An 11918-nucleotide genomic window follows, 5' to 3' on the forward strand; every position below is an offset into this window, starting at 1 on the left:
GTCATCGGGCCGACCTCGTGGCGACGAGCTCCTCGAGGTCGACGGCGAGTTCGGTGAACCCGCCGAGCCTCGTCCAGACCGGTCGGATCCGGACCCACCCGTCGTCGTCGCGGGTCACCATGCCGATCTCGGTGAGTCCCCGCGAGCCGCCGGGCGTGCGGGCGACGCCGAACACGACGTGCACCGCCGCGGCCAACTGGCTGTGCAGCGCTGCGCGTTCCATTCCGCCGAGCGCGGCGAGTGCCTCCATTCGCGCCGGCACCTCGGCTGTCGAGTTGGCGTGCAGCGTGCCGGCACAACCCTCGTGTCCGGTGTTCAAGGCGGTCAGCAGATCGATCACCTCCGCGCCGCGCACCTCTCCGACGATGATCCGGTCGGGACGCATCCGTAGCGCCTGACGCACCAGCGCGCGAACCGGAACCTCCCCCACACCTTCGACATTCGCCGTGCGCGCCACCAATCGGACGACGTGCGGATGCGGCGGGTCGAGTTCGAGGGCGTCCTCCACACACAGGATTCGCTCGGACCGGTCCATGGCCCCGATGAGTGATCCCAGCAGAGTCGTCTTCCCCGAGCCCGTCCCGCCGACGATGAGGAACGCCAGCCGCGCACGCAGGACAGCCCGAACGGTCGCCACGGTCGGTCCGGGGATCGCTCCCAGTTCGACGAGTTCGCCGAAATCGCGGGTGGCAGTGCGCAGCACGCGTAGGGAGATGCATGTCCCGTCGGTGGCGACCGGCGGTATCACCGCGTGCAGTCGGACCGTGTGTCCACGGCGGCCGACGTCGGCGAGCTGGCCGTCGACCCAGGGTTGCGCGTCGTCGAGACGTTTGCCCGCGTTGAGGGCCAGACGGCTGGCGAGCCTGCGCACCGCCGCCTCGTCGTCGAAGCGGACGTCGGTACGCTGCAGTCCGTCGCCACGGTCGACCCACACGCTGTCGGCGCCGACGACGAGGATGTCGGCGATGTCGGGCTCGGCCAACAGCTGCTCGAGGCGTCCCGCGCCGATCAACTCTGTCTGCAGGAAACGCAGTGCGGCAAGCAGATCGGTGTCGCCCAGCATGCCACGTGATTCGGCACGGATCGCGTCGGCGATCACCTCCGCGGTGGGCTCGGCCGCCTGGGTGGCGAGGCGGTCTCGGACGCGGTCGAGCAACGCCTCGTAGGCACTCATGCGGCGAGCCGGTCGTCGGCGAGGGCGCGACGATGGATCGCCTGGGCGGCGCGGCCGAGCGGGCTCCGGGGCGATACACGTAGACGTCTGGCCTCCAGACGTGCGGGAAGGCCCGGGTCGGAGCGATATGTCGTGATCAGCGGAAGCCCGACGGCACCCGCGATGTCGACGGCGCGTAGTCCGCCGGGCGCCGGCCCTCGGACGGCGAGACCCGCGACGACACCGCGCCCGTGCATCCGATCGGCCGCCGCACGCGTCGAGGCGACCCCGTGCACGGTCGCGGTGGTCACGAGGACCGCGAGATCGACGGTATCCAGGACGATGTCGGTGAGAGCGCCCGCCGCACGGGGGACGTCGACGATCACGGTGTCCCCATGGGCGCGGCCTGCGTCTAGCGCCGCGACGACGGCGTCGGCACTGATCGGGCGACGATCGTCGCGACGTGGGGCGAGCACCGACAGCCGGTCGTCGACATGCGGGAGTGCGCTGTGCAGCGACTCCGCCCGGACCGCACCACCTTCCAGGGTGAGGTCCTGCCAGCGCAGTCCCGGTCGGCCCTCGATACCCAGGGTCAGGTCGATGCCGGCGCCATGCTCGTCGACGTCGAGGAGCAGTACCCGCGATGCGACATCGCCGGCGATGATCGCGACTGCTGCGGCCAATGTCGTGGCCCCGGCTCCCCCGTGACCACCGATGACCGCGATGGCACCACCGGGATGTCCTCGCGGCGAACGGAATCCACCGAGCAGCCCGACGAGGACGGATTCGTCGGCGGGCAACGCCACCACCTGCTCGGCACCGAAGGCCATGGCGGTGCGCCAGATGTCGGACGGCGGATCGTCGTCGGTCACCATCACCACGCCGGTACGTCGGGGCGGCGACTGTGCGGCCAGCACCCGGACCGCCTCGGCGTCGGCGGCGACCGCCGCGGCCCGCAACCATTCCCGACGGCAATCCGCGGGATGGGCGGTCAGGATGCGGTATCCGGCCGCAGCAGCGCATCGGGCGACGTCGCCATGGAGATCGGGACCCACCAGGGTGAGGAGTTCATCGGCCACGAGTCCATCGTCGTCGCCCGAGCGGTCCGCAGAGCCGCCGTCGGCCACCTATCGGGAATCTGTGGAATCCGCGGAGAATGTGGAGAAGTCGCTATCCGGTGAGCGGCGGGACGAACGCGCACGGCACGCGGACCGGATGTGCGGGATCGAGTGCATTGAGCACCATGTACGCGGCCCTGCGTGATCCGGCGATCGCCAGATGATCGCTGTAATCGGACGGGCAGCCGTCCTGGACCACGATGTTGCGGACCTGTTCTCCGGGCCGGCCCGGCACCTGACCGGCCGTGTACGGCAGTACCAGTTCGTCGTACCGGGTGGAGATGTTCGTATACGCGATGCCCGGGACGTAGGGGCTACCGCCGCGCCACAGCAGGGCGTTGAACGACGACCCACCGGCCATCTGGGTGCACGCGGCGCAGATCGGCAGCTCGGTGTCGCCGAGCAGTTGCCGGGTGATCGGCGTCAGCGGGGTGTCACCGAGGGTGCCGCGCCACAACGGCGCCAACGACACGTAGTTGCTGACCTTGGAGGCACCGCCCAAGTACTTCAGGTAGTAGGTGGGCATGTAGGTCCCCTGCGAATGACCGACGAGGTCGACCGTGCGCGCCCCCGTCGCATCGAGGACGCGATCGACGAACCGGGAGAACTGCGCGGCACTCGACTCGATGCGCCCCATACCGCCGATGGCCGAGATCGGCCACGGTGCGCCCGGTATCGCTCCGTACGTCGGAGCGAAGACGCAGTACCCGCGGTTGGCGAGGGTGGCGACGTAGGCACCCCAGTTGGTCTGCTGCGATCCACCGGTGCCGTGTACGAGGATGACCGGACGGGGATGGGCCGCGGTCGGCCGGCACCCGAAGTCGTTGGAGCCCGGCAGCGATCCGCCCGGATGGGTGAGCTCGCCCGGGATGCCAGAGAAGAAGTTGAACGTCTCCGGTCGCGAGGTGGGTGCGCTCTGGGCGATCCCCGCTCCCAGGACGGTCATCGCGCACGCGAGGACCATTCCGACGACCGCTGTCCACCCTCGCGCCCTCGCACTCACCGACATGTGAATCCTCCCCGGATCGACCAAGCTGGGAGTGAACCTAGCAAGTGCTTGGTCAAGTGTCCCGGTTTTGGTCGACTGCCCCACTACAGAACAGCGCAGTACACGGACACGCGCGGGCCTGGGTGGAATGCGAAAGGGCTGTAGATAGAGGACGACCCCGGCCAGGGGGGGAGGAGGCCGGGGTCATCGCGTTTCAGCCCCGGGGGGTCGGGCTGAAAGGCACCGGTGTGAACCGGTTACCGGCGACTATACACACCGATTTTGAGTCATTGCAACTACAACGAACCTCCGCACGAGGTCACATTTTCATATCGCAGCCTGCCGTTTTACGCTGCAGTCACGTTGCATCCGGGGTTCCCGAGGACGCCGGGAGACCGTACGCTGACCTGCGTGACCGACACCTCGCCGGAGCGCACGTCGACGACGCCTTCGGCCGATCGCACGCACCGGGTCGCCGCATTCTTCGACCTCGACAAGACGGTCATCGCCAAGTCGAGTGCGCTGGCGTTCTCCCGCCCATTCTTCGACGAGGGACTCATCAACCGTCGCTCGGTGCTCAAGTCGAGCTACGCCCAGTTCCTCTTCCTCGTCACCGCGGCCGACCACGACCAGGTGGAGAATCTCCGGCGCCACGTCACGGACATGTGCCGCGGATGGGATGTCGAACAGGTCCGGGCCATCGTCAACGAGACGTTGCACGACGTCGTCAACCCACTGGTGTTCGCCGAGGCGGCCGACCTCATCGCCGAACACCGCCGGCGCGGGCACGATGTCGTGCTCATCTCCGCCTCGGGTCGCGAGATGGTCGAACCTATCGGCGACCTGCTCGGCGTCGACCACGTCGAGGCCAGCGAGATGCGGGTCGTCGACGGGCATTACACCGGGGAACTCGAGTTCTATTGCTACGGCGAGAACAAGGCGATCGCGATGACCGCTCTCGCGGAGTCCCGGGGCTACGATCTCGCCGCGTCCTTCGCCTATTCGGATTCCATCACCGACCTACCGATGCTCGCCGCCGTGGGCCATCCGGTCGCGGTGAATCCCGACCGGCAACTTCGCAAGCGCGCGACCGACGAGGGATGGCCGGTGATGTCGTTCGATCGCCCCGTCCCACTGCGCGCACGCATCCCCACACCGTCGTCGAGGATGGCCGCGGCGCTCGCCGTCGGTGCAGGTATGGCGGCCGTCAGCGGCGTCGGCGTACACGCGTTCCTGCACCGCAGGCACCGCACCCGCAGCGCCTGAGGGCTTGACCGCCGGGCACAGACGACACCAATCGACATTGGTCTGAATGACCCTTGATGTGACCGCGGTCACGGTGTACAAAAGGGGTTACGGAATCTCGGAAGGCAAAGTCCGCTCCGGAAGAGAAGGAACGGACCCCCACGCCGAGCGCTTCCCAGCACGGGCGGCAAGCACCCACGCGGAGCGCGCCGCATAGAGGCAAAAGCGTTGTGCGCCTGCGACATCGTAGGTCGGCACGGAAATCCGGTGACATCAACGGGCCGTAGACCGGGAGCATGAGGAGCTCCCCGTCGAGCCGGACGAATCGATCCGATCTCTCGCGAACCGCAAGGTCCGCCGGACGGAACGAATCGATCCGAGGATGCTCGATTCGATTGCACGGCACCGTCATTCGAAAGAGAACCACCGAGACGACCGACCGGCACACGGTCAATCGCCGAGGCGATCCCCACAACCCACCGAGCACGCTTGGTAACTTGGGTCCGTGCTTATGCGGGCGGCAACCCGGCCATCTGGCCGAGATGCCGCCCGCAGTGCGTTGTCCGGGGTGCGTTGTTCGAAGTCGTCGAATGATGTTGCGGCACCGGCCCTTCGAGGCTCGCTGCGCTCGCACCTCAGGGAACAGGCCGGTCGGCTGCGCTCGCACCTCAGGGAACAGGTCGGCCGGCTGCGCTCGCACCTCATGGAACAGGTCGGCCGGCTGCGCTCGCACCTCGGGACAGATCAGTCGCGGTATCAGCCGCCCGAGCGCGCGGCGTCGGCGATTGATCGCGCCTCGGCGGCACCGGCCTCGAGTGCCTCACAGCACAGCACCACCCATCCACCGACGCCGTCGGCCGAGCCCTGGGAGAACTGCTCCGACAGGGCTCGGTACTCATCGACACGTCGCATCCACGTCACCTCCGGGACCCCGAGGTTGTGCGGGTCGAGACCGGACGCCGTGCACACCAGTCGCGATGCCGCCCGTGCGACGATTCCGTTCGCCGTCTCGAACGCCTCGAGCCCCAGCAGCTCGCCATGGACGACGGCGGCCAGCACCGGTGCCGGCACCGCGGTGGAACCGGTCACGAGCTGACCGAGCAGACCGAGTCGCTCGGCCACGCCGGGACGATCGCTGGGACGGCCCAACTCGTCCGCGTCGCCGACGAGGTCGGCGGCCGCGAGCACGTGCAGCCGCGCGAATGCCTGGGCCGGCGCCCGACGGAAGACACCGGTGATCTGTTCGAGCGCGTCGCCGTCGAGCGCCTGCGCTACGCGCATCGCACCGGACAGGATCGGATCGTCGAAGTCGCCGTCGCGCCGGAGTTCGACGCTGCCCCCATCGATGGCCGCCGACGATCGGCCGGCCCGCCATGATGCCTCGGTCGCCGTCTTGTCCCACCCTCGGAGATTCGCCGGGTGCCGGTGGACGGCGCTCAGCGCGTCGCGGGCGCGGTCGGCGGCCTCGCGGACACCGGGGAGATCCAGCAGCGGGGCGAGCGGATCGGACGCCGGGGGAACAGAGCTCACGACTCCACACGATAATGAGGACACCGCTCGTCGTGTGCATCGGACCTTTCGTCGCGGATCCGCGGTGCTCGGACCGATCGGCACCTGCAACGGGGTTCCAACGTGACTACCCTCACAATGAGAACCCGGCATGCACGCACGTCACGCCACTAGTTGTGTCCTCGATCGTGAAAGGCTCACTGAGAAGATGACTCCCGCCACCACCTCGTCCGCCCCGGGCTTCCCGCCGTCGGAGGAGTTCGCCGCGCAGGCCAATGCGACTGCTGCGCTGTACGACCGCGCGGACGCCGATCGTCTGGAGTTCTGGGCCGAGCAGGCCCGGCGTCTGGACTGGGGTACCGATTTCGATCAGGTGCTCGATTGGTCGGATGCCCCGTTCGCGAAGTGGTTCGTCGGCGGCAAGCTCAACGTCGCCTACAACTGCGTGGACCGTCACGTGGCCGCCGGCAAGGGCGATCGGGTCGCCATCCATTGGGTCGGCGAGCCCGGGGATTCGCGCGACCTGACCTATGCCCAACTGCAGGACGAGGTGTCCAAGGCCGCCAACTACTTCTCCGCGATCGGCCTGGTCGCCGGTGACCGGGTGGCGATCTACATGCCGATGGTGCCCGAGGCACTGATCTCGATGCTGGCGTGCGCCCGTCTGGGACTGACCCATTCGGTGGTCTTCGCCGGATTCTCCGCCGGGGCGTTGCGCTCGCGCGTCGACGACGCCGAGGCCAAGCTCGTCATCACCACCGACGGCCAGTACCGCCGCGGCAAGCCGGCACCGCTGAAGACCGCCGTCGACGAAGCGCTCGGCACCGGCGACGACGCCGCCCAGTCGGTGGAGAAGGTGCTGGTGGTGCGCCGCACCAACCACGACCCCGACCTCAACTGGGTCTCCGGGCGCGACGTGTGGTGGGAGGACACCGTCGACGAGCAGTCCCCGACCCACGAACCGGAGAACTTCGACGCCGAACACCCGCTGTTTCTGCTCTACACCTCCGGCACCACCGGTAAGCCCAAGGGCATCGTGCACTCCTCGGGCGGCTACCTCACCCAGGCGTCCTACACCTTCCACTACGTGTTCGACCACAAAGAAGGTCGTGACGTCTTCTGGTGTGGCGCCGACATCGGATGGGTGACCGGGCACTCCTACCTGGTGTACGGGCCACTGTCCAACGGCGCCACCGAAGTCGTCTACGAGGGAACCCCCAACTCCCCCAACGAACATCGCCACTTCGAGATCATCGAGAAGTACGGCGTGACGATCTACTACATCGCGCCGACGCTGATCCGCACATTCATGAAGTGGGGCCGGGAGATCCCCGACGCCCACGACCTGAGCTCCATCCGACTGCTCGGCAGTGTGGGCGAGCCGATCAACCCCGAGGCCTGGAAGTGGTACCGCGAGGTCATCGGCGCCGACTCCGCACCCATCGTCGACACCTGGTGGCAGACCGAGACCGGCGCCATCATGATCTCCCCGCTGCCCGGGGTGACCGCGACCAAACCCGGCTCGGCGATGGCGCCGCTACCGGGCATCTCGGCCAACATCGTCGACGATGCGGGCAACCCGGTCGGCGCCGGTGAGCAGGGTTATCTCGTGCTCGATCAGCCGTGGCCGTCGATGCTGCGCGGCATCTGGGGCGACGACGAACGCTTCCGCGAGACCTACTGGTCGCGCTTCGCCGAACAAGGGTGGTACTTCGCCGGTGACGGCGCACGCTACGACGACGATCACGCCCTGTGGGTCCTCGGCCGCGTCGACGACGTCATGAACGTCTCCGGCCACCGCATCTCCACCGCCGAGGTCGAGTCCGCACTGGTCGGACACTCCGGCGTCGCCGAGGCCGCGGTCATCGGGGCCGCCGACGAGACCACCGGCCAAGGCATCGTCGCGTTCGTCATCCTGCGCGAAGGTGTCGAGGATTCCGGCGACCAACTGATCAAAGAACTGCGCGAACAGGTCTCCGTCGAGATCTCCCCGATCGCCAAGCCCCGCGAGATCAACGTCGTTCCCGAACTGCCCAAGACCCGCTCCGGCAAAATCATGCGACGCCTACTCAAGGACGTCGCCGAAGGCCGCGAACTCGGCGACACCTCCACCCTCGTCGACCCCTCGGTCTTCGAGGCCATCCGGCAGAAGAAGGCCTGATCCCTCCACGGCCCGACCGACTCCATGCGACGCCCCGACCGGAATCATTCCGGGCGGGGCGTCGCCCTCGTCAGATCACTGCTTGACCTTGACACGGTGACAAGGTCTTCACTGGATGTCGAGGAGGTGATCGCCATGGATCACACGATGCAGGAGCAGCAGGCCCGTCTGATCGCGGCGCTGTCGGCCCCGCAGTCGTCGACCCGACTGCAGGCGGCACTGGCCGCCGGAACCGAGCCACACGAGTCGTTCGTCGACGAGCTGGTACGCCGGTGTGCCGTCGAGCCGGATTTCTTCGTGCGCGACATGCTGACCTGGGCTCTCACCCGGTGTCCGCGGAACGTGACGGTGGCCCGGGTCGTCGGCGAGCTCACCTCGCCGACGCCGCAGGCCCGCAGCCAGGCGTTGCACACGTTGTCGAAGATCGGCGACCGGACCGTCTGGACGACGATCACGCCGGAACTCCTGCACGACGCCGACGATGAGGTGGCGCGCAGTGCGTGGCGGGCCGCGGTCGTGCTGGTCCCCGACGACGAGATCGGCCGACTGGCCGGAGAGCTCGTCGCCGAGCTCGGGCGGGGTGACCGGGACCTGCAGCGCAGTCTGAGCCGGGCCCTGGTGTCGCTCGGAGCGTCGGCCGTGCCGCTGCTGGGGACGGCCCGGTCGCACCGGGACGAGAAGGTTCGCGAGCATGCTGCGGCGACGGAACACCTGATCGAGGATCCGGACGGCGACTTCGCGGACGCCGTCGATCACGCGCGTCGGGTGCTGTCGCTGACGAACGCGCCGACGGCGGCGGCCGATGCTGATCGGTGAGGTGTCGGAGCGATCCGGGGTGAGCACCCGGATGCTCCGGCACTACGACCGGCTCGGGCTGGTCACACCCGTCGGACGCACGTCCGGCGGGTACCGTGACTACTCCCCCGATGACATCACCCGACTGTTCCGCGTGGAGGGACTCCGCTCGCTCGGGTTGTCGCTGGCCGAGGTCGGGAGTGTCCTGGACACCCCCGGGCCGGCGGGGCCGTCCGAGTTGATCGGCGAGCTGATCGACCAATCGCGCCGACGACTCGCCCGCGAGCAGGAACTGCTCACCCTCCTGCACCGCATCGAGGAGTCGACGCCGGCCGGCTGGGAGGACGTCCTGCGGTCGGTCCGGCTGATCCGCGATCTCGGGTCGGATTCCGCGCCGACCCGACACCGTGCTGCCCTGGCGGCGACGGTTGCCCATCTGTCGACCGAGGCGATCGCCGAAGCGGTGCTGGCCGAATCGGATCCCAATGTGTCGGGCGCCCTGACGTGGGCGCTGGCGGCGACCGCCGACGGCGCGGGGACGGAGGTCCTCACCGCCGGACTGCGGTCGCCGGACGCCCAGGTGCGTCGGCGGGCGGTGTCGGCGATCGCCGAACTCACCGGGCCCGCGGTCGTCGACGATCTGCGCCGGGCGCTGGACGACGAGGACCCCACGGTTCGCAGCCGCGCAGTGCTGGCGCTCGGGGCGCGGGGCCATCTCGAGGTCATCCCGGCACTGATCGATCTGGTCGTCGGCGGGACCAACGACGTCGACGCCGCCGACCTGCTCCGGGACCTCGCACGCGATCCACGCGATGCCGACCGGATCGCCGATGACCTCGGCCGATTGGTCCACGACACGACGATCGGGCCCGATTCTCGCAGTCGGGTGGCCCAGGCCCTCGTCGAACTGCCGGGCGAACGGGCCGTCGACGTGCTCGCAGGCCTCGTCGACGACGACGATCCGGCGGTGGCGGCCGTCGCCACGATGCGAATGCGCGGACGTTGAGCCAGCACTCGCAACCCGGACAGGGGCGATGTGCCGCGCCCACGACCCGGGTGGCCCGCGCCCCGATGCCCCGTCGCATGGCAACATAAGCCGGAGACCCGAGCTACGGAGGATGCAGTGAGCCGCAACGAGCACGGCCAGACCACGCAGGACCCCGGATCTGTCCCGTCCATCCCGCTGTCGGACCCGACACTCGGCCGCGACGGAGAGCCGACGATCGGCAACCTGGTGAAGGACGCCACCGCGAGCGTGTCGACGCTGTTCCGGTCGGAGGTCGCGCTGGCCAAGGCCGAACTCGTCGGAGAGGCGAAGAAGGCCGGCGCCGGTACGGGCCTGCTGGTCGTCGCCGGCGTGATGGCGCTCTACTCGAGCTTCTTCTTTTTCTTCTTCCTCGCGGAGCTGCTCGACAACTGGATGCCGCGCTGGTTGGCGTTCCTGATCGTGTTCCTGATCCTGGTGCTGATCACCGTGATCATGGCGTTCGTGGGGTACATCCTGTTCCGCAAGGTTCGTGGACCGAAGAAGACGATCGAGTCCGTTCGCGAGGTGCCGACCGTCCTGCCCGGCAAGCACGACGCCGCAGGCGATCCGCTGCCGCGCCCCCGCGCCGGCGACCATCCGGAGATACCGCGAGCGCACGACCCCGCGCGGAGCTGAGTCTTGGCGGGCCCGCCCGACCCGTCGATCGTCCGGGTCCCCGGAGACTGGCACCATTTCGACGTCCGAGCCAACGGCGTCCGGTTCCATGCCGTCGAGGCCGACGGGCGATGGTCGGCGGACCGCCCACTCGTGTTGCTGCTGCACGGGTTCGGCGAGTTCTGGTGGAGCTGGCGACATCAGATCACCGCACTGGCGGAGGCGGGATATCGCGCCGTCGCCGTCGACCTGCGCGGCTACGGCGACACCGACAAACCTCCTCGCGGCTACGACGGTTGGACCCTGGCCGGCGACACCAACGGACTCGTCCGCTCCCTGGGCCACACCGAGGCGACGCTCGTCGGTCACGCCGACGGCGGCCTGGTCTGCTGGGCGACGGCCACACTGCACCCACGTGTGGTCAATCGCATCGCCGTGGTCGCGTCGCCACACCCGCGCGCACTGCGTCGCGAGGTGATTCGCAACCGTCGACAGCGGTCGGCGTTCCTCAGCGGGTTCCTCCGCAATCAGCTCCCCCGTGCCGGTGAGCGACACCTGACCCGCCGCGACGGAGCATTCATCGAGGAGTTCTTCGCCGAGCGGGCCTCGGACGGCTGGCAGGCCACCGAGGACTACACCGAGACCATCCGCCGCAACCGCGAAGCAGTACAGATCCCGTATGTCGCGCATTGCAGCCTCGAGTACCAGCGCTGGGCGTTCCGCTCTCAGTTCCGTCCCGACGGAGCGCGATTCATGGATCTCATGAATCAGCGGCTGCATATCCCGGTGTTGGCCCTGCGCGGTCGCGAGGACCCGTACATCCTCGACCATCTGATGGCGGCCAGCCAGCGGTGGGCCGCGCACATGGATTACCGGCAGGTCGACGGCAGCGGGCATTTCGCCCACCAGGAGCAGCCTGCCCAGGTCACCTCACATCTGCTCGAACTGCTTGCCCGCGAACCGTTCTGAGCCGTCCCCATCGGACCGAATCCGCCGCCACTTCGCCACTTCGTCACTTCGTCACTTCGCCGACCGTGCCCTGTTTTTCGCCGATCGGGCCCAGTTTTTCGCCGATCGGGCCCCGGACGTCGCCGATCGGGTTCAATGCCGGTGTGATCGATGATGTCGCGTACGGCGGGCGGATCGGTGTGGGCACGATCGGCAGAATTCTGGGCACGATCGGCGCGATTCTGGGCACGCTCGGCGCGATTCTGGGCACGCTCGGCGCGATTCTGGGCACACTCGGCAGGATTCTGGGCCCTGGCTCTTATACACATCTGACGCTGCCGACGACTTAATAGGTGTAG

The 11918-nt window shown here is 68.4% G+C and carries 11 protein-coding genes; 6 read left to right on the forward strand and 5 right to left on the reverse strand.

Annotated elements, in window-relative coordinates:
* Window position 1 precedes the first annotated feature (1 nt).
* From EEB19_RS15350 to EEB19_RS15360, 3 genes are all read right to left on the reverse strand, one after another.
* Window positions 2-1174 carry a TadA family conjugal transfer-associated ATPase gene (locus tag EEB19_RS15350; protein WP_187587731.1) on the reverse strand — a complete coding sequence of 391 codons (1173 nt, stop codon included), beginning with the start codon at window positions 1172-1174 and terminating at the stop codon, window positions 2-4.
* On the reverse strand, window positions 1171-2232 hold the full coding sequence (gene ssd / locus EEB19_RS15355) for a septum site-determining protein Ssd (protein WP_187587733.1): 1062 nt from the start codon (window positions 2230-2232) through the stop codon (window positions 1171-1173). The genes EEB19_RS15350 and ssd overlap by 4 nt, the downstream gene beginning before the upstream one ends.
* A gap of 91 nt (window positions 2233-2323) precedes the next feature.
* Window positions 2324-3280: a triacylglycerol lipase gene (locus EEB19_RS15360; protein WP_187587735.1), complete on the reverse strand. Its 957-nt coding sequence runs from the start codon at window positions 3278-3280 to the stop codon at window positions 2324-2326.
* A gap of 390 nt (window positions 3281-3670) precedes the next feature.
* Here EEB19_RS15360 and EEB19_RS15365 point away from each other — a divergent pair, with 390 nt between their 5' ends.
* Window positions 3671-4525, forward strand: coding sequence for an HAD family phosphatase (locus EEB19_RS15365; RefSeq protein WP_187587737.1), 855 nt, complete (start codon window positions 3671-3673; stop codon window positions 4523-4525).
* Window positions 4526-5260: 735 nt separating this feature from the next.
* Here the strand turns inward: EEB19_RS15365 and EEB19_RS15370 are convergent.
* Window positions 5261-6034: an oxidoreductase gene (locus EEB19_RS15370; RefSeq protein WP_187587738.1), complete on the reverse strand. Its 774-nt coding sequence runs from the start codon at window positions 6032-6034 to the stop codon at window positions 5261-5263.
* Between the two features lie 187 nt (window positions 6035-6221).
* Between EEB19_RS15370 and acs the strand changes: the two genes are divergently transcribed.
* The 5 genes from acs to EEB19_RS15395 all read left to right on the forward strand — a co-directional run bounded on the left by acs (window position 6222) and on the right by EEB19_RS15395 (window position 11580).
* Window positions 6222-8174, forward strand: coding sequence for an acetate--CoA ligase (acs, locus tag EEB19_RS15375; protein ID WP_187587740.1), 1953 nt, complete (start codon window positions 6222-6224; stop codon window positions 8172-8174).
* Between the two features lie 135 nt (window positions 8175-8309).
* Entirely contained in the window at window positions 8310-8990 is a 681-nt protein-coding gene (locus tag EEB19_RS15380) for a HEAT repeat domain-containing protein (protein WP_187587779.1), read from the forward strand.
* Entirely contained in the window at window positions 8977-9975 is a 999-nt protein-coding gene (locus EEB19_RS15385) for a HEAT repeat domain-containing protein (protein WP_187587742.1), read from the forward strand. Before EEB19_RS15380 ends, EEB19_RS15385 begins: the two co-directional genes overlap by 14 nt.
* Window positions 9976-10092: 117 nt before the next feature.
* Window positions 10093-10632 (forward strand): phage holin family protein, encoded by a 540-nt coding sequence (locus tag EEB19_RS15390; protein WP_187587744.1) that lies wholly within the window; start codon window positions 10093-10095, stop codon window positions 10630-10632.
* A 3-nt stretch (window positions 10633-10635) separates the two neighbouring features.
* Window positions 10636-11580 carry an alpha/beta fold hydrolase gene (locus EEB19_RS15395; RefSeq protein ID WP_187587746.1) on the forward strand — a complete coding sequence of 315 codons (945 nt, stop codon included), beginning with the start codon at window positions 10636-10638 and terminating at the stop codon, window positions 11578-11580.
* A 43-nt stretch (window positions 11581-11623) separates the two neighbouring features.
* Here the strand turns inward: EEB19_RS15395 and EEB19_RS15400 are convergent, their stop codons facing one another.
* A complete protein-coding gene (locus EEB19_RS15400) occupies window positions 11624-11851 on the reverse strand; it encodes a hypothetical protein (protein WP_187587747.1) in 228 nt (75 codons plus the stop codon).
* Window positions 11852-11918 lie beyond the last annotated feature (67 nt).

Source organism: Gordonia sp. OPL2, from assembly GCF_003797825.1.
In the GTDB taxonomy this organism is placed as follows: Bacteria; Actinomycetota; Actinomycetes; order Mycobacteriales; family Mycobacteriaceae; genus Gordonia.

Excerpts from the sequence above, each read along its gene's own strand:
- EEB19_RS15350 (WP_187587731.1), bottom strand. The coding sequence starts at position 1,174 with ATGAGTGCCTACGAGGCGTTGCTCGACCGCGTCCGAGACCGCCTCGCC.
- EEB19_RS15360 (WP_187587735.1), bottom strand. The coding sequence starts at position 3,280 with ATGTCGGTGAGTGCGAGGGCGCGAGGGTGGACAGCGGTCGTCGGAATG.
- EEB19_RS15385 (WP_187587742.1), top strand. The coding sequence starts at position 8,977 with ATGCTGATCGGTGAGGTGTCGGAGCGATCCGGGGTGAGCACCCGGATG.
- EEB19_RS15380 (WP_187587779.1), top strand. The coding sequence starts at position 8,310 with ATGGATCACACGATGCAGGAGCAGCAGGCCCGTCTGATCGCGGCGCTG.
- acs (WP_187587740.1), top strand. The coding sequence starts at position 6,222 with ATGACTCCCGCCACCACCTCGTCCGCCCCGGGCTTCCCGCCGTCGGAG.